Origin of the sequence: Rhodococcus sp. TAF43 (assembly GCF_052113525.1) — a bacterium.
Lineage (GTDB): Bacteria > Actinomycetota > Actinomycetes > Mycobacteriales > Mycobacteriaceae > Prescottella.
This window is the reverse complement of the sequence record NZ_JBFRDL010000047.1, coordinates 17,789-37,901: the sequence shown is the minus strand read 5'-3', so window position 1 is coordinate 37,901 and position 20,113 is coordinate 17,789. Positions and strand designations below refer to the sequence as shown.

Genomic DNA, 20,113 nt, shown 5'->3' with positions numbered 1-20,113 from the left:
ACCTCGGCCTCGACGTCCTCGCCCACGCCCGCGGAGACAAGCCCGCCGACACCACCGAACCCACCGAGGAGGTCACACCCGCCCTGACCGCATAGCCCCGCGAGGAATCACGCGGCGACCTCGTTACACCACGCCTCTGGACTTGACCTGCAGGCGGCCTTCCCCAGGCAACCGGAGATGCATGTTGCGCACGAGACGATCTACCAGGCCTTGCATGTCCAGGGGCGCGGAGGGTTGCGCCGAGAACCGGTCAAGGCTCTGCGTACCGGACGAGCCGGAAACCTCGCCGCCAGGCACAGAAGCGCCAATCCAGGTTCACCAGCCCGATGGTCATGATCAGCGACCGCCCCCGCCGAGGCCGAGGACCGGGCCGTGCCCGGCCATTGGGAAGGCGAATTGATCATCGGTTAAGGACGGCGCGTCGGCCATCGGCGCCCTGGTCGAACGGGCCACGCGCTACGTGATGCTGGTGCATCTTCCCCGCGGACGCAGCGCCGACCTTATTCGGGATGCCTTGGTGGAAACCGTCACAACTCTGCCCCGCATCTGACTCGGTCGCTGACCTGGAATCAGGGCAGCGAGATGGGCGCCCACCACTCGTTCACGATCGCCACCGACATCCCTGCCTACTTCTGTGATCCCGCCAGCCCCTGGCGGCGAGGATCGAACGAGAACACAAACGGCCTACTGCGGCAGTAGTTCCCGAAAGGGCACTGACCTGTCCGTCCGCGGTCGAGAACACCTCGATACCGTCGCCGCCGAACTCAACGACCGCCCCCGCAAAACGCTCGGCTGGGACACACCGGCTGAGCGCCTGCGCAGACTGCTCGTCGTGTGATTCAAACCGACCCGGGTTGCGCCGACCGCTGGAATCCACCAGCCGGTTCGTGGGCGGCATGGCGGCGGGTTCCTTTCGGTCGAGGGGCCTCTCTCGACGAGTGGTCGATTTCCGAGACCCCCAGCGTCCGTCGAGTGCCCGGCATGCGAATAGTCCTCCGAGGGGTGGTGATAGCCACCCTTCTTTGCCAGTTGGAGCCGTGCGACGCCGCCAGCGAGCTGCCACGCCAGCTACAGGGGGGGAAGTAAGCCACCTGATAGTATGGCGGCTAATGAATACTTGGGTGGGCGTGAAGGAAGAGCTGTTGCTGTCTCGGATCGGCGCGGACGAGTTGGCGCGGCTGGTGATGACGCTGCTGACGACGGCGCGTCGGATCGATGCGGCGTGCGCCGAGCTCCTCGCTGGCCATGATCTGTCGGAGGGGCGACTGGCCGCGCTGCTGGCGGTCGGCGCGGAGCCGGGGATCACCCCTGGCTTGCTCGCTGATCGTCTTGATGTCACACGGGCAACGGTCACCGGACTGCTCGACGGCCTTGAACGCCGAGGGCTGGTCGCGAGGGACGGAAAGGCGGGTGATCGGCGCTCGCTCGCGCTCCATGTCACCGCACCGGGCGAACAGCTCGTCGCCACTCTCACCCCGATCTATGCGGACTGGTTACGTCAGCTCGGCGGAGGGATCAGCGCCGAGAATCGTGAGGTTGCGGCCCGCACGATGATCGCGATCCAGCGCAACCTCCGCAGCGGTGACGAAGGATGAACGGGCGCGGGGCGCGCCGGCGCGCCGGTATCGACGCTGACCACCTGCTGCGCTGAGCCAGGGGCGGGTGGCATCGCGCACGCTCGCCGAGGCCTTGGCCGTCGATCATGTAACCCTGCTCCACAGCGTCATCCCCGACGCGGACGTTGAGCTGCGTGCCGCCGTCGCAGAGGCGCAGTCGTTGGGCATCCTCAAACGGATGCAGCGCATCGGTGCCGCGCTCGGCCACTACTTGGACGTCGAAGGCTGGGTAGTGCTCGCCACACACCAGTCGGACACGGTCCGCGGCTGGGTGTGCTTCATGATCGCCGGCACAACCGGTCCCGACGTCGAGGGTCTTGGCGGCGATACGTCCGTTGGCCGACGACCCTCATTTCGCGGTACGCGAGTGGGCGTGGATGGCCGTGCGCCCGGCACTGGCCGCCGAATTGAACACGAGCATTCAGCTCCTCTCCGGATGGGCCGGCGACGGGTCCGAGCGCATACGGCGGTTCACGAGCGAAGCGCTACGGCCTCGCGGGGTTTGGGCTACGCACATCCCCGAGCTGAAAGAAGATCCCGGCCGGGGCCTGCCCATCCCCGAGCGGCTCCGCACCGACCCCTCCCGGTACGTGCAGGACTCGGTAGCGAACTGGATCAACGACGCCGCGAAGACCCAACCCGGACTGGGCCGGGCTCTCTGCGAGCAATGGCTCCACGCCGGAACGGGGGCCGCCACTGAACGCATCGCCACTCGAGCACTCCGATCCATCTAGATCCATACAAACGATTCAGAAGGGACGCTCATGTCCGTTATCGAGATCATCGAGTTCACCACCCACCCGAACGTCGAACGCCGGGACCTCGAGCACGCGCTGGAGGCGCTCGATCACGAGCTGCGCGCTATCGGCGGATTCCAGTCGCGCGACCTATACCGCGCGGCAGATGTCGATGACGGATGGATTCTCGACTACCGGTGGGACACGCTCACCACCGCGCAGACCTCGATGGGCATGGTCGCCGGCACAGATGCGCTCACCCATCTGATGACCCTCATCAACAAGCCCGAGACGATGAGAATGACCTACGGCACTCCCGAATAGATCACCGCCACAGCTTTCGCAGATCAGATCAACTGAACCCGGGGCAGTCCCAGCAGTCGGTCCATCCGGTCCGCGTCGGCTGTTGTGTCACGTCGAGGCGGACCGCCGATCAGGTACGACGCGGCCAATCGGCGGCGATGAGCTCGAACTGGGTCGCCAGGTGCGGCACACCGTTGACCTGCATCTGAAGGTAGTGCGTTCCTGGGTAGTAGCGCCTCGTCGTGATCGGCGCGAAGTTGTGGCGCCGGACGATCGACCACTCGGCTCCGGCCTCGAGGGTGCGCGACGAGAGTTTGAACACTTTCGCCACATGGGATCCGTTGGCCCGAAGGAGATGTACGGAATAGTCCACGAGGTACGCCGCCGGTCCGGGCCCTGTGTTCGTGATGGTGCAGCCGAACTCGAGGCTGTCGCCGATGGCCACGAACTCTGTGCGCACCACGGGTCCTGCGACGTGTACCGGTGTGTCGGCGGAGTACCCCAACAGCCCCAGAGCTCCTGGGTGCCCCTTCTTGACGAGCGTGCGCAGTCCGTGGCGGAGGACCCACGCGGTGGACGCGTCGGGAACGTGTGCCCATCGAGTGGCGACAGCGACGGCCAGGTCCGGGTGATCGTGGCTGATGTCGTTGAGGTGGTTGGCCACCGATCGCCGCACGTACTCGGAGTCGTCGCGATACAGGGCGTCGAGGATCGGCAGCGTCGGCCGGGGATCGGCGGTCAGGCCGGGAACCCGAACAGCCCACGGCAACCGGGGTCGAGTGGACTCGCTCGCGAGACGTCGCACATGGGCATCTGGATGGCGGGTCCAGGATTCGACCACGGAGAGTGTGCGATCCTGGGCGACCCGCAGGAAGGGGCGAACGGCCGTCTCCGCGGTCAGTCGCGGCGTCAGGTCAGCCAGGAGCCCGAGTGCGGGTTCGACGAACTCGATACCTCGCACAGCGACCGCCTCGGTAACCGGGAAGATCATCCAACCGGCGAATTCCTCGCCGTCGAGCGCCGTACGCAGTAGCGCAGCGAAAGAGCCGAAGTCCGCAGGGAGGTCGGCAAGCAGAGCGTCACGGATTGACTCGACACGCTCCGAGAATCGTCGACCGGACAGTTCGGTGCCGCACCCGCGCAGCCGCGGAACAGGACCCGCGTGCGCTCGTGTCAGACAGTCGGCCAGCTGCTTGACCGTCCGCGCGTTCAACAATTCGTCCGCTGTAGGCACGGCACCGAACTCCCCTCTTTCGTCTCCTGGACCTATGCGGTGTGCAGAACGGTCGCGTGCCGCATCTCGTGGACGTCACCGATCTCGCGGAAGAACTCCTGTGCGCGACCCTCCTCGGGCATCTCCCGCGCCGCGCGCTCGGCAGCTTCCGGCGAGGCCCAGATCAGAAAGTCCATCAGCGATCCGTCGTCGAATCGGGCGAGGTGGGCACCCAGGAAGTCGCTGCCGTAGCGCTCCTCGAGAACTGTCACCATCCGTCCGCGAGCCGCTACCAGGGCATCCGGGTCGGCGGCCTCGAATCGCACGTACTCGATTGTGTTGCTCACGCTCATCCTCCAAGCAGATTGTCACGGTTTTAGTGTCTCAAGACCGTGACAACGTATCACGGTTTTGTAGAGCTGAATCCGTTAGGATTGGACGGGTGATTCGTGACGTGGATGAGATGCCGTGGATCGGGGAAGGTCGCGCGCTCGACCTGGCGAACACCGTGATCGTGGGGGCGAGCCGCGGCGAGGACCTCGACTTCTTCACCGATCCCGCGCTGACTGCCCGGTGGCGGCAGCAGGTGTCGGACGATCGACTGGCCCGAATGCCACTGGAGCGACTGGTCGAGCTCCGCGCTGTCGTGCGAGAGGCTCTCGATGCTGCGCACAAATCGGAGCCGTTGCCGCCCCACCTGCGCGCACGGATCAACGGGCTAGCCGCCGATGCGCCGTTGGTGCTCGAGCTCGACGAGGCCGGCCTCCTCCGGCAAGTCGGACGCGGGGGCCCGGTCGACGCGGAACTCGCGAGAGAGACGTTGCAGCTCATAGCCGCGCCCGATACGTTCACCGTCCGCCGTTGCCCCGCACCCAGTTGCGGCATGTTCTTCGTTCCGCGCAGAAGGAACCAGGGCTGGTGCACCGAGCGATGCGGGTCCCGTGCCCGATCAACCCGTCGACATCGCAGAGGCGGGCGTGCGTCCGATGTGACCTAGGTGTAGTTCCCAGGGACGTTGTGCGATGGGCGACTTGCCGCCGATCCCGGTGTGGGGTCGGCGGTGATTATAGTGATGCACCCACTGTTGATAGGTCGCTGCGCGAGCCGCTTCGGAGGTGTAGGCGTTGCCGTAGGCCCATTCCGCGGCGAGGGTGCGGTTGAACCGTTCAACCTTGCCGTTGGTCTGCGGCCGGTACCGGCTGGTGCGCTTGTGGACGACCGGACCGAGAGCGACGGCGAAATCCTTTGACCGGTAGCAGGATCCGTTATCGGTGAGGACCCGTTTGGCGGTGATCTGGTGGGCAGCGGGAAGAAAGTGCTGGCGCGGTTCCCACCCGTTCGGATGTGGGGGCTTTATGCGGGTTGAACTGGGGTGATGGCATGTCCCGGGGTGGGGGCCGGCGTGTGGGGTGGGCGTGGTGCTCGAGCTCGGTGGGGTGTGTGGTCCTGGGGTGGTTCGGGGGCCGCCTGAGGTCGTTTTGAATTATGTTGTGGCACAACAATGGCCGGCCGCGGGATTGACGCGGCCGGCCGGGAGGTCAAGCTGCGGGCGCAGACTGGGCTGCTTCGACCTTGCCTCGGACGAGGAACACTGCGACGAAACCGAACACGACGAGCACGATCGTGATCAGTGCCGCGATCGCACTGCCGCTGTTGGAGGTGCCGACGGTGGTGTCCACGCCACCCGAGGACAGGAACGTCGTCGGATCGGTGAGGGCGTGAAGAACGATCGCAGCCCAGATGGTGCCGGTCACGCGCATCGTGAGGTACATGCACATGCCGAAGGCGAAGGTGTAGATCACGGTGGCACCGACGGTGGTCAGTTCCATCCCGGAGATGAGGTTCACCGTGTGCATCAGCGCGAACATCAACGACGAGATCGCCGCGACGAACTTCTCGCTGTGGCGGGCGTCCCGCAGGATCTGGACCACCAGTCCTCGGGTGGCCAGTTCCTCGGCAATGCCGACGCAGGCCCCCAACACGAACATTGCCGCGATCTGGCCGCCGGTCCACGAACGCCAGTCCGTCCCCGTCAGGTGCGCGATGATCGCGGCCACAACCAGCACGGGGCCGATCCACATCCAGCCGCGTCCGCGAATGGGTTGGGGCCCGAAGATCTTCCCGAGCAGGCCGAGCCGGACGGTGACGATCAACAGCGCGATGGCGCCGACCGCGATCGGCAAGGCCATAGCGAACAGGATGCTGGGCGCCGAACTCAGGACGTTGTCCGTGTCGATCTCGCCGGCGAAGATCGTCGTGATCAGCCACCCAACCAACAGGTAGAACACGAGGTAGGCCACGATCAGCCCGATTGCCATCCACGCACTGGGGCGTCGCCAGCCGACTGCTTCAACACGTTGTTGCGTCACCGGCTGATCGTAGACACCGCGGCCGCGGCGCGCTGACCGCGCCGCACCTCACACTTGGCTAGGAGCGCGCGCTGAATTCGATACCGTGCAGGTGCTTCGCGGTGGGCGATTTGGCGACGGAGTCGGGATCGGGTTCGGTGCCGAGCAGGCGGTCGGCGGTACCCGAGGTGGTGACCGTGAACCAGTAGTGCTCGTTGCGGTAGTGGTGGTTGCGGTGGTGGCGCCATGTCGATTTGTACAGCGCTGTTTTCGGCCGGTAGTCGGTGTGGATGAGGAAGTGCGTCCACTCGTAGATCATTCCGAGTGCCGTGATGACGGTGAGGAACGTCAGCCCGAGCTCGATCCGGGGCGCGACGAACACCGTGACCGCGAGCAGCAGCGGCACCAGCCACACGAACACCGGCGTGGGAATGAAGTCCAGCGGGATGTCGCGCGGATCGGTGTGGTGCGCCCGATGCTTGCGGGCGAGCAGCGGATCGACCGTGAGTCCGACGACACGACGTGGACGCCAGTGCAGTACGAAGACGTGGATGATCCACTCCAGCAACGGGAACAGCGCGAGCATCACCGCGGGTACGAGGGCGTCCGCCCAACTCCAGGCACCGACGATCAGGCGGGCCGTCAGCGCACCGACGAACAGGACGCCGATGATCCACGGGCTCGGGTGGCGGACGAACTCACGGACAGCGCCCCCGAGGGCGACGTTTCGCCCGAAGGCCGGCGAGTTCGTGCGGGTTGTGGTCACGAGTTCTCCTCGAAGTTGTCGCCGGCAAAGCCGAGAGCGTCAGCGATCAGCGCGGTGGCGGGTTCGAGCAGAGCGTGCGCGGCCTCGGAGGCCACGTCCGGTTCACGGCGACGGATCGCGTCGACGATGGCCCGGTAACGGTCGACCTCGTTCACCTCGGCCGCCATCACCACCGCGAGGGCGTCGAGCATCGGTTCGTACGACATGCGCAGTGTGTTGAACATCAGCCGGAAGGTGATCGAATCCGCGCCGTCGACCACCAGATCCCAGAAGTCCAGCGCCAGCCGCTGACGTCGCACCGGATCGGCGTCGGCCTCGAGCTCGTCGAGGACGGCGCCGAGCGAGGTCGCGAGATTGTCGCCGGCGCGTGTGGCCGCCAGCTCCGCGACCTTGGGGCCGTTCCACAACCTGGCCTCGAGGATGCTGCGCGCGACGGCGAGGTCGATCTCGCCGCCGCGGACCAGGAGCCGGGGGAGCAGATCCAGCCCGGCCCGTCGGCGCAGATCGGTGACGACGGTGGCCCCGCCCTGCCGGACGTCGACCAGTCCCATCGCGGCGATCCGGCTCACCGCCTCGCGGACCGCGGGACGCGAGACACCGAGGGCCTCCGCCATCCGCCGCTCGCTGAGCAGTTCCTCCCCGGGCGCCAACCGGCCGCCGACGACACCGTCCAGCAACTGCTCGAAGACGTCGTCGGGGATCGACCGACGACGCACCGGGGTGAGATCCATATCACAGACGCTAGGCGTCGGACATCAGGTGGTCAAGTGGTCAGACCAGCTCTTCGAGGTCGATCGGGTTGGTGGACAAGTGCTCGGAGAGTGTGACGGCGTTCTCCAGCTGTGCGAACACGCCGGCGGGGTGCCGGTGTGCCTCGTCGAGGAAGACCGTGCGCATTCGCGGTACGAAGTCGAGCCGCGGGTAGTGCTTCAGGACCGCCGCGAGGTTCTCTCGGTCGATGGATTCGGCACCGAATCCGGCCACGTCGACCTGCGCCCCCACCTGGACGACCCGGTGGGTCGGATCGTCCTCGGGAATCAGATTGGTGTGCCGCAGGATCGCCTGCTCGACGAGGAGGATGCGGTCCAGCTCCCATCCGTGCTCGGTCAGGATCTCTGCGGCGAGGTCGGCGCCGACGACCGCGAACTCGTCGGTGCCGCGATGGCGATCGGTGAGTCCGAGGTCGTGGATCATCGCCGCCACGAACGCGGCCTCCCGGTCGACGTCGTCGGTGACCGCCGACATCCCGAAGAGGTAGGTGCGGTAGCTGTGGTTGAGCAGGAACTGCGGCGCCGCGACGCGCGCGAAGTCGGCTGCGGCGATCGCGGTGTTCGACGGTGTCGAGATGCTCGACGGTGTCGAGATGCTCGACGGTGTCGAGATGCTCGACGTCGCCGGCCCCATGCAGGTCTTCGGTACCGCCGAGCGGGTCGGTCGCGGTAGTGCCGACTACGAGGTGGTGCTCGCCGCGGCGCGGCGAGGTTTCGTGCGCACTTCCGTGGGTGTTCCGCTGGTCGCCGAACGCTCGTGGCACGATCTCGGGCCGGAGGTCGGCACCCTCCTCGTTCCCGGCGGACTCGTCGTCGGTGCCGGCGGCGTCCGTCCGCTGATCGATCCGGAGCTGGTGGCGTGGCTGGTGGAGTCCGGTGGCGTGGCCCGGAGAATCGTCTCGGTCTGCACCGGTGCGCACATCGCCGCTGCCGCAGGGCTGTTCGACGGACGCCGGGCGACGACGCACTGGTCCACCGCTGACGTTCTCGCGTCCGAGCATCCCGAGGTGGAGGTCGTCGCCGACGCGATCTTCGTCGAGGACGGCCCGGTGTGGAGCTCAGCGGGAGTATCTGCCGGAATCGACCTCGCGCTGGCCCTCGTGGCGGCCGATCACGGCGACGATCTCGCCCGGCGCGTCGCCCAGTGGATGGTCGTCTATCTGCGCCGCCCCGGCGGCCAGCAGCAGTTCAGCGCCTACCTGGGCCCGCCGCGTCAACGTCTCCCCACGTCACCTCGCCCGGYTGTTCCGCGACGAGGCGGGAAGCACACCGGGGGCCGTGGTCGAACGTATGCGCATCCAGGCCGCGGTCGAACAGCTGGTTCACACCGACGCTCCGTTGCCGACGGTGGCGGCGAGGTCGGGTTTCGGATCCGTGGCGGGGCTCCACCGCAGCTTCGTCCGCCAGCACGGTCTGAGTCCGGGCGAGTACCGCCGTCGGTTCACGGTCCGCCCGCTCGGTCCGGGCAGCACAACGGATCGCAGCGCGTGATCGGGACGGGTACCTACCGCGGTGGGCACCCGTCCCGACGTGGGCTCAGCCCGGGTAGTGCCGCGGCGTGAACACCGTTGTGCCGTGCGGGTTCTCCACGACCGTCGTCTGGGACGACCCGACGATCAGGAGGCACCGCATGTCGACGTCCGCGGGATCGAGATCGGCGAGTCGCACGATCTTGATCGACTCCTGCGGCCCGGCGATGTCCCGGCCGATGATCACCGGGGTGTCGGGGGAGCGGTGCTCGAGCACCAGATCGCGCATCGCCGCGACCTGCCACGTGCGACTCTTCGACGCCGGGTTGTAGACCGCGAACGCCATGTCGGCGCCCGCGACGGCGGAGATCCGCTTGGCGACCACGTCCCACGGCTTGAGTCGATCCGACAGCGAGAGCATCGCGTAGTCGTGGCCCAGCGGGGCGCCGACACGGCTGGCGACAGCGTTGGCGGCGGTCATGCCGGGCAGGATCCGGACCGGGACGTCCCTCCACTGGTCCTCGGCCGCCACCTCGAGCACTGCGGCGGCCATCGCGAACACGCCGGGATCGCCGGACGACACGACGACGACGCGTCCGCCGCGCTTGGCCATGTCCAGGGCCATCGCCGCGCGCTCGGCCTCGACTCGGTTGTCGCTCGCGTGCCGGCGCTGACCCGGGCGGACCGGGACCCGGTCGATGTAGGTGGTGTAGCCGACCAGGTCGGTGGCGCGCGCGAGTTCGCGGCGGACCTCCGGCGTCGTCCACTCCTGGTCGCCCGGGCCGAGTCCGACGACGACCACCTCGCCGGGCACCGGTGCGGTCTCTGCGCGGTTGTTCGACGGGCTCGGGACGATCGCGATCGAGAAGTAGGGGACGTCCGCGTCGGCGACCTCGTCGGCGGCGGCGACGCGCTGACGGTCGGTGCTCGCCCGCTCGACGTAGCGGGCCTCGTCGATCCGGCCGGAGTCCTTCAGTGCTTGGCGCACAGCGGGATACGTGCGGCCGAGCTTCATGATCGCGGCGGCGTCGGTGTCGCGGAGGCGTCGGGTCAGCTCCTCCTGCGGCAGCGTGCCGGGCAGGACGGTGAACACCTCCTCGCCCTCGACGAGCGGCTCGGCCAGGGCGGCGGACGCGGCGCTGAACGCGGTGACGCCCGGGATCACCTCGGCCTCGAACCGGTCGGCCAGACGCTTGTGCATGTGCATGTACGAGCTGTAGAACAGCGGGTCGCCGGCCGCGAGCAACGCAACGGTGCGTCCCGCCTCGAGGTGCCCGRCCAGGCGTGCGGCGGCCTGTTCGTAGAACTCGTCCATCGCACCCTGGTATCCGCCCGGGTGGTCGATCGTCTCGGTGGTGACCGGGTAGACGAGGTGCTCCTCGATCTGGCCGTCCCGCATGTACGGCGCCGCCACGCCGCGGGAGATGCTGCGGCCGTGCCGGGCGCTGTGGAACGCGATGACGTCGGCCTCACCGATCACCCGGGCGGCCTTGACCGTCACCAGTTCGGGGTCGCCGGGCCCGATGCCGACGCCCCACAGCTTGCCTGCCGCGCTCATGCTGTCCGTCACTCGATTTCGCTCGCAATCGCATTCAGCGCCGCGGCGGTGATCGCGCTGCCGCCGCGACGCCCGCGTACCACCAGGTACTCGAGGCCGGCGGGGTGCTCGATCAGCGCCTCCTTGGACTCGGCGGCCCCGATGAAGCCGACCGGTCCACCGACGATCGCGGCGGGACGCGGGGCGCCGGCCTCGATCATGTTCAGCAGGTGGAACAGCGCGGTCGGGGCGTTGCCGATCGCGACGACCGCACCTTCGAGCTTGGGTCCCCACAGTTCGAGCGCGGCGGCCGAGCGGGTGTTGTCGATTGCCTTGGCCAGCACCGGGACCCGCGGATCGTCGAGCATGCACAGCACGTCGTTGTCACGCGGCAGGCGCTTGCGGGTGACTCCGGCCGCGACCATCTTCGCGTCGCACAGGATCGGGGCGCCGCGGCGCAGGGCCTCGCGGGCGTCGGCGACCACGTTCGGGGTGAAGGCGACGTCGTCGACCAGATCGACCTGACCGCTCGCGTGGATCATCCGGACGACGGCCTGCGAGACGTCGGCGGGGAATCTGCCGAGGTCGGCTTCGGCCCGGATGGTGGCGAAGGACTGGCGGTAGATCTCCGCGCCGTCGCGAATGTAGTCGATCATGCGCCACACGATAGAGGCATCAGGAACACTCGTTTTCCACCCGGTAACCGTCGGGGCCGGAGACCACGTCTGTTACCTCGCCGCGCGGCCGCCCGCACTTGCGATCGCACCCGGACCAGTGCTGACGCCCGTCGGCGGGCAGGTCGTCGTTCTCGATCGCGGTGCGCGCGTCGGCCCGCACATCGGTGTGCGACTTGGCGCAGCCCGGCTGTCCCGCGCAGGCGCTGACCTGCAGATACGGCGAGTGCTCGTCGAAGATCAGGCCCATCGGCGCGAGCACCCGGACGACCTGTTCGGCGGCCCACTCGTCGAGGTCGGGCACGAGCAGCGAGCGCCACGGGGTGACGATGATCGGGCGCTCGACGGCCGCGAGGAACTCGGCGAGACGCGCGGGCAGCGTGCCGAACGCGAGACCGCCGCCGAGGGTGACGCGTCCGTCGGGCTGGTCGAGCCAGCCGATCGGCCCGCGCTCGACGGCTGCGGGCAGTTCGACCGGGTCGCCGTAACCCAGTCCGAGACGCTCCAGGATGCGCTCGGTGCCGCCGGGCACCTCGTTCAGCCGCCACGCGGAGTCGCGGATGTCGGCGAAGGTTCGTGCCGCCGCCAGCAGCACGCCGACCGCGTCGTCGCCCACCCGGGCGCCGGTGTCCTCGCCGGCGAGGATCAGCGCGAACCGTCCGTCGGGCAGTGCGTGGAGACCGAAGTCGCCGCGCAGGCTCGACACGTCGCCGCGGCCGTCGTCGATCGTGAACAGCGTCCGACCCGGCAGGTCGGCCAGTGCCTGGTCGTCGCACAACCGGGTGTCGAGGTCGGTGACCAGCCCGCGGACGTCGGCGTGGCCGCCGATCCGGCCGGACAGCGGGGACGCGAGGATGTTGCGGACCCGCTCGTGGGTGGTGGACGGCAGCAGGCCCGCGTCCGCGATCCGCCGGGCGAACTCGTTCGGGTCGGACACCGCGCGCAGCTGGACGTTGCCGCGGGAGGTCAGCTCGATCTCACCGTTGCCGATCTGGGTTGCCGCCTCGGCGAGCGTCTGGAGCTGGGCCGATGTGATGGTGCCGCCGGGTAGCCGGACGCGGGCGAGGGGACCGTCGGCGGCTTCGTGGACCTGGAGGGCACCCGGGCATCTGTCCGGGCCGGAGCGAGGGGATGGCACGCATCCAGGCTAGTCACGTGCGGGGGGCCGCCGGCAAACACTCGACCGGTAGCATCATGCGCGACCGCGGCACGAGAGGAAACCGGTGAGATTCCGGTGCGGTCGCGCCACTGTGAAAGCCAGACCCTCTCCCGCCGCCCGAACCGCTTCCCGAGACCTCGTCTCGCCGGAACCCTGCCGTGGGGCGCGAAACCCCAGAAAGGCTGCACAGTGATCCTGCTGCTGTCGACCTCCGATACCGACCTGCTCAGCGCCCGCGCGAGCGGCGCCGACTACCGCTGGGCCAATCCGGCGCGTCTGCTCGTCTCGGAGGACCTGCCCGCGCTGCTGGACGGCGTGGACCTCGTGGTGGTGCGCATCCTCGGTGGCCGGCGCGCGTGGGAGGACGGCATCGACGCGGTCCTCGCGTCCGGTCTGCCGACCGTCGTCCTCGGCGGCGAGCAGGCCCCCGACGCGGAGCTCATGGAGTGCTCGACGGTGCCCGCCGGCATCGCGGCCGAGGCGCACACGTATCTCGCGGAGGGCGGCGCCGACAACCTGCGTCAGCTGCACAACTTCCTGTCCGACACGGTGCTGCTCACCGGTTACGGTTTCGAGCCGGCGGTGCATCTGCCGAACTGGGGCGTACTCGAGCGCGAGGCCCGCTCGGTAGACGGTCCCACCGTCGCGGTGCTCTACTACCGCGCCCAGCACCTCGCCGGGAACACCGCGTACGTCGAGGCACTGTGCCGCGCGATCGAGGACGCCGGGGCGAACCCGCTGCCGATCTTCTGTGCGTCGCTACGCACCGCACCCGCCGATCTGCTCGACACCCTGCGCCGCGCCGACGCGATGGTGGTCACCGTCCTCGCGGCCGGCGGCACCAAGCCCGCGAATGCGCAGGCCGGCGGCGACGACGAGGCGTGGGACGTCGCCGAACTCGCCGCGCTGGATGTGCCGATCCTGCAGGGCCTGTGCCTGACCAGCAGCCGCGAGGCGTGGGAGGCCAACGACGACGGGATGTCCCCGCTCGACGTCGCGACCCAGGTCGCGGTTCCGGAGTTCGACGGCCGACTGATCACGGTGCCGTTCTCGTTCAAGGAGATCGACGCCGACGGCCTCACCGCGTACGTGCCCGACGCCGAGCGCGCCGCGCGGGTCGCCGGTATCGCGGTCCGGCACGCCCGGCTGCGCCGGATCCCGAACGCGGACAAGCGGATCGCGCTGATGCTCTCGGCCTACCCGACCAAGCACGCCCGCATCGGCAACGCCGTCGGACTCGACACCCCGGCCAGCACGATCGACCTGCTCACCGAGATGCGTGCCGCCGGATACGACGTCGGCCCGGTCGACGGCGACGACGCCCTGCCCGGTCTCGCCGCGCAGGACGGCGACGCGCTCATCCACGCGCTCATCGCCGCGGGCGGTCAGGACCCGGACTGGCTCACCGCCGAGCAGCTCGAGGGCAACCCGATCCGCATCTCCGCCGCCCGCTACCGCGAATGGTTCGCGACGCTGCCGCAGGACTTCCGCGACGGCGTCGAGGAGCACTGGGGTGCCGCGCCCGGCGAGCTGTACGTGGACCGCTCGTCCGACCCCGAGGGCGAGATCGTCATCGCCGCGATCCGCGCCGGCAACGTCGTGCTGATGGTGCAGCCACCCCGCGGTTTCGGGGAGAACCCGGTCGCGATCTACCACGACCCGGACCTGCCGCCGAGCCACCACTACCTGGCGGCCTACCGCTGGATCGCAGCGGAGGTGGCTGCTGGAGGCTTTCAAGCCGACGCCGTCGTGCACCTCGGCAAGCACGGCAACCTCGAGTGGCTGCCCGGCAAGACGCTCGGCATGTCGGCGTCGTGCGGCACCGACGCCGCGCTCGGCGACCTGCCGCTGATCTACCCGTTCCTGGTGAACGATCCGGGCGAGGGCACGCAGGCCAAGCGCCGCGCGCACGCCACCCTGGTCGACCACCTGATCCCGCCGATGGCGCGCGCCGAGAGCTACGGCGACATCTCCCGGCTCGAGCAGCTGCTCGACGAGCACTCCAACATCTCGGCGCTCGATCCGGCGAAGCTGCCCGCGATCCGCCAGCAGATCTGGACGCTGATGCGCGCGGCGAAGATGGACCACGACCTGGGCCTGACCGAACGTCCCGACGAGGACGTGTTCGACGACATGCTCATGCACGTCGACGGCTGGCTGTGCGAGATCAAGGACGTCCAGATCCGCGACGGCCTGCACATCCTCGGCCGCGCGCCGGAGGGCGACGCCGAGGTGGAGCTGGTGCTCGCGATGCTGCGGGCCCGGCAGATGTGGGGCGGCGAGCAGACCGTCCCGGGTCTGCGGGAGGCGTTGGGCCTGAGCGAAGCCGGCGACGAGGACCGCGGCCGCGTCGACGAGATCGAAGCGCAGGCGCATGCCCTGGTCGCCGCGATGGCGGAGGCGAACTGGGATCCCGCCGCCGCCGACACCCTCTCCGACGACGACACGGTCCGGCAGATCCTGCGCTTCGCCGCGACCGAGGTGGTGCCGCGGCTGCGGCAGACGAACAACGAGATCGCGCAGGTGCTGCACGCCCTGGACGGCGGCTTCATCGCCGCCGGCCCGTCCGGGTCGCCGCTGCGCGGGCTGATCAACGTGCTGCCCACCGGCCGCAACTTCTACTCGGTGGACCCCAAGGCGGTGCCGTCGCGGCTGGCGTGGGAGACCGGTCAGGCGATGGCCGAGTCGCTGGCGCGGCGCTACCGCGCCGACCACGGCGAGTGGCCGACGTCGGTGGGCCTGTCGGTGTGGGGCACGTCCGCGATGCGCACCTCCGGCGACGACATCGCCGAGGTGTTCGCACTGCTCGGTGTGCGCCCGGTGTGGGACGAGGCGTCCCGCCGTGTCACCAACCTCGAGGTGATCGACCTCGCCGAGCTCGGTCGCCCCCGGATCGACGTCACCGTCCGGATCAGCGGCTTCTTCCGCGACGCGTTCCCGCACGTACTGGCGCTGCTCGACGACGCCGTCCGCCTGGTCGCCGGCCTGGACGAGTCCGACGAGGACAACTACGTGCGTGCCCACGCCCAGGCGGATCTGGCCGAGCACGGCGACGACCGCCGCGCCACCACCCGCATCTTCGGCTCCAAGCCCGGCACGTACGGCGCGGGCCTGCTGCAGCTCATCGACTCGAAGAACTGGCGGAACGACGCCGACCTGGCGCAGGTGTACACCACGTGGGGCGGCTACGCGTACGGCCGCGGACTCGACGGCATTCCGGCGTCGGACGACATGCGCAGCGCCTACAAGCGGATCGCGGTGGCGGCCAAGAACACCGACACCCGCGAGCACGACATCGCCGACTCCGACGACTACTTCCAGTACCACGGCGGCATGGTCGCCACGGTCCGCGCGCTCACCGGTAAGTCCCCGGAGGCGTACATCGGCGACAGCACCCGCCCCGACGCCGTGCGTACCCGGACGCTGTCGGAGGAGACTGCCCGCGTCTTCCGTGCCCGCGTGGTGAACCCGCGCTGGCTCGAGGCGATGCGCCGCCACGGCTACAAGGGCGCCTTCGAGATGGCCGCGACCGTCGACTACCTGTTCGGCTACGACGCGACCACGAACGTCGTCGCGGACTGGATGTACGAGAAGCTCGCCGAGACGTACGTGCTCGACGAGCAGAACCGCAAGTTCATGTCCGAGTCGAACCCGTGGGCGCTGCACGGCATCTCCGAGCGGCTGCTCGAGGCCGTCGAACGGAAGATGTGGGAGGAGCCGTCCCCCGAGGTGCTCGACGGGCTGCGCCAGGTGTATCTCGAGACCGAGGGCGAACTGGAGGGGTAGTCGTTCGACCGGGCAGGATGAGCGTGTGAACGTCACCGATCTGGTTGCACTCCTGGGGCACACCTCCGGCAGCACCGAATTCCGGGCCTTCCTGCGTGAACACGGCATGAACAGGCTGCCCCGAGTCGATCCCACGACCCGGGTGCGAAGCTCGGACAAGCTGGTTTCGCTGGAGTTCGACCTGACCGAGTCCTATCGGGAGGACCATGTTTCCGGACCGGTCGGGGACGGCTGGCTCACGTTTCGGTCCGTCGACGTCCACCAAGGTTTCGGCGGCATCCTCCCGCTCGGTCTCTCCCATGCCATGAGCAAGGAAGAGGTCGACGCCCTGTTGGGGAATTCTCGTGACGAGGATCAGGGCGACCCCGTCCAGATCTACTACGCGGAACCGCTTCTGGTGATCGTCTTCTACCGGGACGAACGAACGAAGATCGAAACCCTGAGATTCGCGCGCCCGAACCGATACGACGTCGAGAACTACGGGCTGTAACAGGTCATCCCTGGACCGTGGGCCTGCTCCGGTATCGGAGCAGGCCCGTCGGGCTACTTTCGCCAGAACAGGTGGTGTGTCACGCCGCTCGGGCTGGGCACCGTTTCCAGGTGGAATCGGTCGAGCAGTTCGTCCGGGGTTTCCCACAGCCGCAGTCCGGTCCCGAACGTGATCGGGGAGACGGCCACGTGCATGGTGTCGACCAGGTCGGCGTCGAGGAACTCCCGGATGGTGGTGATGCCACCGCCGAGTCGGACGTCCTTGCCCTGCGCCGCCTCCTTGGCCTGCTCGAGGATCGTGGCGGGGTCGCCGTCGACGAAGTGGATCGTGGTCTCGCCGCGCGCGATCGACGGCCGCGGGTGGTGGGTCGCGACGAACACCGGCGTGTGGAACGGCGGTTCCTCACCCCACCAGCCGTCCCAGTCCAGGTTCTCCCACGGGCCGCGCTGCGGACCGAACTTGTTGCGACCCATGATCTCGGCGCCGATGTTGTGGGAGAAGTCGCGGATGAAGTAGTCGTCGAGGCCGCGGCTGCCGCCCGAATCGGTGCGCATGGCCCAGCTCGCCGTCGCGCCCGCCCACGAGAGCATCTCGCCGGGGTCGAGGCCGAACGGACTCTCGAAGGTCTGGTTCTCGCCGCAGGCGACCGTCGCTCGAGATGGTGAAGTTCTGGACCCGTAGCAATTGACTCACGTGATGCTCCGCTCTCGAGGGTGGTGTTACGAAAAGACAGACTCGCCGCGTCGACGAAACTCATCATGACGTCCTGGCCGCGAGGATACGAGACTGACCGTTCTGTCGTCGGATCCCGGGTGCGTGCCACCATGGAGAAGTCGACGCTCTACGCCTGATGCTGACCGGAGGCCGTGGCGATGGACGACTGGACGGGAAGCGAGTACCCGCGCGTCGTGGTCGAGACCGAACACGGCCGCACAACATACGGCGCGGGCAAAGCGGTACGCATCGGCCGGGACCCGCATTTGGAGATCACGATCGTCGATCCTGTGGTGTCGCGCGAGCATGCGCGGCTCAGGTGGGACGGGGGATGGCAGCTCGTCGACTCCGGCAGCAAGAACGGGATCTACGTCGACGGCAAGCGCCGAGAAGAGGTCCCAGTCACGGACACCGTCCTCGTCCGCCTGGGTGACGCGGTCGAGGGACCCACCGTGCGGATCTCGATCGAAGATCCCGACGCGACGCGACGGGACGTGGGCAGTCGATGGGACGAGTCGACGATCGACGTAGGGGCCTCGATCACCCCGCCTCCGGCACCGCGCGAGACAGTCCCCGCGGGAGCCCTCACGATCGGACGGGCCCCCGACAACGACATCGTCGTCCGGGATGTGCTGGCCTCACGCCGTCACGCGATAGTCCACAATGGGCCGTCCGGCCTCGAAATCGAAGATTCGGGGAGCGTCAACGGAACGTTCGTCGGCGGTGCCCGGGTGTCGCGCGCACGGCTGACCGACGGCAACGTCGTCACCATCGGCAACACCGACTTCAGCGTGCAGGAAGGCCGTCTCGCTCCACGGCAGGCGGCAGCCTCGACCGTCGGCGGTCTACGTGTGGACGGCGTCGGACTAACCATCGAAGGTGGGCGGCGACTGCTGGAGGACGTCACCTTCACGGCGGGACCCGGCAGTCTCACCGCGGTGATCGGGCCCTCCGGCGCGGGAAAGACCACGGTCGCCAAGATCATCTCCGGCTCGGCAGGCCCCACGGAAGGCGTCGTCGAATTCGAAGGACGCAGCGTGCACACCGACTATTCGGTACTGCGCTCCCGCATCGGGATGGTCCCTCAGGACGACGTCGTTCATCGGCAGCTGACCATCCGGAGGGCCCTCGGGTACGCCGCCGAGCTGAGACTGCCGCCGGACACCACCCGGGCCGACCGTGAAGCGGTGATCGCTGGGGTACTCGACGAACTGCAACTGACCGAGCACGCCGACACCCGCGTCGATCGCCTCTCCGGCGGGCAACGCAAACGCGCATCGGTCGCGCTGGAGTTGCTCACGGGCCCTTCGCTGCTCATCCTCGACGAACCGACCTCGGGTCTCGACCCTGCGCTCGACCGACAGATCATGGCGACGCTGCGCGGCCTCGCCGATTCGGGCCGCGTCGTCGTCATCGTCACGCATTCGCTGTCCTACCTCGAAATGTGCGACCAGGTCCTCCTCCTCGCTCCCGGTGGCAAGACCGCATATGTGGGACCGCCCGATCGAGTCGGGAGCGCGCTCGGCAGTACCGACTGGGCCGACATCTTCGCCCGCGTCGCATCCGACCCGGACGGGGTGTTTGCCGAGTACCGCGCCACCTGCCCGGTGGTGGAGGCGCCACCACCAACCCCACCCGGGCCGCTCGGCTCTCCCGCGCACACCTCGAGGCGCAAACAGTTGAGCACCGTCGCCCGCCGCCAGGTTCGGCTGATCCGCGCCGACCGGGGCTACCTGATCTTCCTGTCGCTGCTGCCATTCGTGCTCGGCGGCTTGGCCCTGCTCGTGCCAGGCGACACCGGGTTCGGGCCGTCTGGTGCCGACGTATCCGGCGAACTCACCCAGATCCTGGTGGTGCTGATTCTCGGCGCCGCCTTCATGGGCTGTTCACTGACCATCCGCGACTTGGTCGGAGAGCGCATGGTCTATCAGCGCGAACGTGCCGCCGGGCTGCTGCCGTCCGCGTATCTGACGGCGAAGATCGTCGTGTTCTGCGCCGCCGGCATCGTGCAGTCGGTGGTCATGGTGCTGATCGTCTTCGTGGGCAAGGGTTTCCCGGGCCACGGCAGTGTGCTCCCCTCGGGCTCCGTCGAACTGATCGTGGACATCGCCGCCACCACCTGCTCCTGCGTCGTGGTCGGACTGGCGTTGTCGTCGGTGGCGCGCTCGAACGAGCAGGTGCTGCCGATGCTGGTGGTCACGATCATGGCGCAGCTGGTGATGTGCGGAGGATTGATCACGATCACCGGACGCGCCGTGCTCGAACAGGTCGCGTGGCTGTTTCCGTCACGCTGGGGGTTCGCGGCCGCCGCCTCGACGGTGGACCTGGTCACGAATGCCACCGGCACCGAGCCGGACACGCTGTGGCAGCACTCCGGATCGTGGTGGCTGCTCAGCATCGCCATGCTGGTCCTCATCAGTTGTGTGCTCGCAGTCGTCACCTACAGCAGGCTCCGGCTGCGCCGTCAGTAGAGGTCGTCACGCTCTGCGAATAGCCGCTGCGCAACGCCTTCGAACTCCGGGGGGGGGTAA

Annotated in this window: 16 protein-coding genes and 4 pseudogenes; 9 read left to right on the top strand and 11 right to left on the bottom strand. The window is 68.5% G+C overall.

Translation table 11 applies throughout. The annotated features are described in order from the left end of the window. Positions 1–159 precede the first annotated feature (159 nt). The 3 genes and pseudogenes from AB4Z09_RS23310 to AB4Z09_RS23300 all read left to right on the top strand — a co-directional run. A pseudogene (locus AB4Z09_RS23310) lies at positions 160–838 on the top strand (IS30 family transposase); the annotation flags it as partial. 271 nt (positions 839–1,109) lie between these two features. After that, positions 1,110–1,595: a MarR family winged helix-turn-helix transcriptional regulator gene (locus tag AB4Z09_RS23305; protein ID WP_114722327.1), complete on the top strand. Its 486-nt coding sequence runs from the start codon at positions 1,110–1,112 to the stop codon at positions 1,593–1,595. A 785-nt stretch (positions 1,596–2,380) separates the two neighbouring features. Beyond that, entirely contained in the window at positions 2,381–2,677 is a 297-nt protein-coding gene (locus AB4Z09_RS23300; protein WP_174910207.1) for a hypothetical protein, read from the top strand. Between the two features lie 109 nt (positions 2,678–2,786). Here AB4Z09_RS23300 and AB4Z09_RS23295 read toward each other — a convergent pair whose 3' ends face one another. Together AB4Z09_RS23295 and AB4Z09_RS23290 are read right to left on the bottom strand one after the other, a co-directional pair. Continuing rightward, positions 2,787–3,890: a DNA alkylation repair protein gene (locus AB4Z09_RS23295; protein WP_174910209.1), complete on the bottom strand. Its 1,104-nt coding sequence runs from the start codon at positions 3,888–3,890 to the stop codon at positions 2,787–2,789. Between the two features lie 32 nt (positions 3,891–3,922). Then, complete coding sequence (locus AB4Z09_RS23290; RefSeq protein WP_114722451.1) at positions 3,923–4,216, bottom strand: hypothetical protein; 294 nt, start codon at positions 4,214–4,216, stop codon at positions 3,923–3,925. Between the two features lie 95 nt (positions 4,217–4,311). On the opposite strand from AB4Z09_RS23290, the gene AB4Z09_RS23285 reads away from it, so the two are divergent. After that, a complete protein-coding gene (locus AB4Z09_RS23285) occupies positions 4,312–4,866 on the top strand; it encodes an ABATE domain-containing protein (protein WP_442240768.1) in 555 nt (184 codons plus the stop codon). On the opposite strand, the pseudogene AB4Z09_RS23280 reads toward AB4Z09_RS23285, so the two are convergent. The 5 genes and pseudogenes from AB4Z09_RS23280 to AB4Z09_RS23260 all read right to left on the bottom strand — a co-directional run. Beyond that, positions 4,819–5,169 (bottom strand): annotated as a pseudogene (locus AB4Z09_RS23280) (integrase core domain-containing protein); the annotation flags it as partial. The gene AB4Z09_RS23285 and the pseudogene AB4Z09_RS23280 sit on opposite strands and share 48 nt — an antisense overlap. A 238-nt stretch (positions 5,170–5,407) precedes the next feature. Then, positions 5,408–6,187, bottom strand: a complete 780-nt coding sequence (locus AB4Z09_RS23275; RefSeq protein ID WP_442240767.1) for a CPBP family intramembrane glutamic endopeptidase — start codon at positions 6,185–6,187, stop codon at positions 5,408–5,410. A 109-nt stretch (positions 6,188–6,296) separates the two neighbouring features. After that, a complete protein-coding gene (locus AB4Z09_RS23270) occupies positions 6,297–6,983 on the bottom strand; it encodes a sterol desaturase family protein (RefSeq protein WP_174910211.1) in 687 nt (228 codons plus the stop codon). Next, complete coding sequence (locus tag AB4Z09_RS23265) at positions 6,980–7,714, bottom strand: FadR/GntR family transcriptional regulator (RefSeq protein WP_174910213.1); 735 nt, start codon at positions 7,712–7,714, stop codon at positions 6,980–6,982. Before AB4Z09_RS23265 ends, AB4Z09_RS23270 begins: the two co-directional genes overlap by 4 nt. A gap of 40 nt (positions 7,715–7,754) precedes the next feature. Next, positions 7,755–8,387, bottom strand: coding sequence for an HD domain-containing protein (locus AB4Z09_RS23260; protein ID WP_442240766.1), 633 nt, complete (start codon positions 8,385–8,387; stop codon positions 7,755–7,757). On the opposite strand from AB4Z09_RS23260, the pseudogene AB4Z09_RS23255 reads away from it, so the two are divergent. Together AB4Z09_RS23255 and AB4Z09_RS23250 are read left to right on the top strand one after the other, a co-directional pair. Further along, positions 8,329–8,799, top strand: a pseudogene (locus AB4Z09_RS23255) (DJ-1/PfpI family protein); the annotation flags it as partial. The gene AB4Z09_RS23260 and the pseudogene AB4Z09_RS23255 sit on opposite strands and share 59 nt — an antisense overlap. Continuing rightward, positions 8,681–9,244 carry a helix-turn-helix domain-containing protein gene (locus tag AB4Z09_RS23250; RefSeq protein ID WP_442240772.1) on the top strand — a complete coding sequence of 188 codons (564 nt, stop codon included), beginning with the start codon at positions 8,681–8,683 and terminating at the stop codon, positions 9,242–9,244. The pseudogene AB4Z09_RS23255 and the gene AB4Z09_RS23250, both read left to right, overlap by 119 nt. A gap of 45 nt (positions 9,245–9,289) precedes the next feature. Here the strand turns inward: AB4Z09_RS23250 and cobJ are convergent, their stop codons facing one another. From cobJ to cobG, 3 genes are read right to left on the bottom strand one after another with little or no spacing between them, the layout of a single operon-like run. Next, a complete protein-coding gene (cobJ, locus tag AB4Z09_RS23245) occupies positions 9,290–10,780 on the bottom strand; it encodes a precorrin-3B C(17)-methyltransferase (RefSeq protein ID WP_442240771.1) in 1,491 nt (496 codons plus the stop codon). 8 nt (positions 10,781–10,788) lie between these two features. Beyond that, positions 10,789–11,415: a precorrin-8X methylmutase gene (locus AB4Z09_RS23240; protein ID WP_114722337.1), complete on the bottom strand. Its 627-nt coding sequence runs from the start codon at positions 11,413–11,415 to the stop codon at positions 10,789–10,791. Between the two features lie 19 nt (positions 11,416–11,434). Beyond that, positions 11,435–12,571, bottom strand: coding sequence for a precorrin-3B synthase (gene cobG / locus AB4Z09_RS23235; protein WP_442240765.1), 1,137 nt, complete (start codon positions 12,569–12,571; stop codon positions 11,435–11,437). Between the two features lie 210 nt (positions 12,572–12,781). Between cobG and cobN the strand changes: the two genes are divergently transcribed. Together cobN and AB4Z09_RS23225 are read left to right on the top strand one after the other, a co-directional pair. Then, on the top strand, positions 12,782–16,378 hold the full coding sequence (cobN, locus tag AB4Z09_RS23230; protein ID WP_442240764.1) for a cobaltochelatase subunit CobN: 3,597 nt from the start codon (positions 12,782–12,784) through the stop codon (positions 16,376–16,378). 25 nt (positions 16,379–16,403) lie between these two features. Continuing rightward, complete coding sequence (locus tag AB4Z09_RS23225) at positions 16,404–16,868, top strand: hypothetical protein (protein ID WP_174910221.1); 465 nt, start codon at positions 16,404–16,406, stop codon at positions 16,866–16,868. A gap of 53 nt (positions 16,869–16,921) precedes the next feature. Here the strand turns inward: AB4Z09_RS23225 and AB4Z09_RS23220 are convergent. Further along, a pseudogene (locus AB4Z09_RS23220) lies at positions 16,922–17,561 on the bottom strand (dihydrofolate reductase family protein). 179 nt (positions 17,562–17,740) lie between these two features. On the opposite strand from AB4Z09_RS23220, the gene AB4Z09_RS23215 reads away from it, so the two are divergent. Next, the gene (locus AB4Z09_RS23215; RefSeq protein ID WP_442240763.1) at positions 17,741–20,053 is read left to right on the top strand and encodes an FHA domain-containing protein; all 2,313 of its coding nucleotides are present in this window, start codon (positions 17,741–17,743) and stop codon (positions 20,051–20,053) included. The last annotated feature ends 60 nt before the right edge of the window (positions 20,054–20,113 follow it).

Bases quoted from the DNA above. Each gene is read 5' to 3' on its own strand.
- AB4Z09_RS23275 (WP_442240767.1), bottom strand. From the start codon at position 6,187: ATGGCAATCGGGCTGATCGTGGCCTACCTCGTGTTCTACCTGTTGGTT.
- AB4Z09_RS23240 (WP_114722337.1), bottom strand. From the start codon at position 11,415: ATGATCGACTACATTCGCGACGGCGCGGAGATCTACCGCCAGTCCTTC.
- AB4Z09_RS23305 (WP_114722327.1), top strand. From the start codon at position 1,110: ATGAATACTTGGGTGGGCGTGAAGGAAGAGCTGTTGCTGTCTCGGATC.
- AB4Z09_RS23260 (WP_442240766.1), bottom strand. From the start codon at position 8,387: ATGGGGCCGGCGACGTCGAGCATCTCGACACCGTCGAGCATCTCGACA.
- AB4Z09_RS23265 (WP_174910213.1), bottom strand. From the start codon at position 7,714: ATGGATCTCACCCCGGTGCGTCGTCGGTCGATCCCCGACGACGTCTTC.
- AB4Z09_RS23300 (WP_174910207.1), top strand. From the start codon at position 2,381: ATGTCCGTTATCGAGATCATCGAGTTCACCACCCACCCGAACGTCGAA.
- AB4Z09_RS23215 (WP_442240763.1), top strand. From the start codon at position 17,741: ATGGACGACTGGACGGGAAGCGAGTACCCGCGCGTCGTGGTCGAGACC.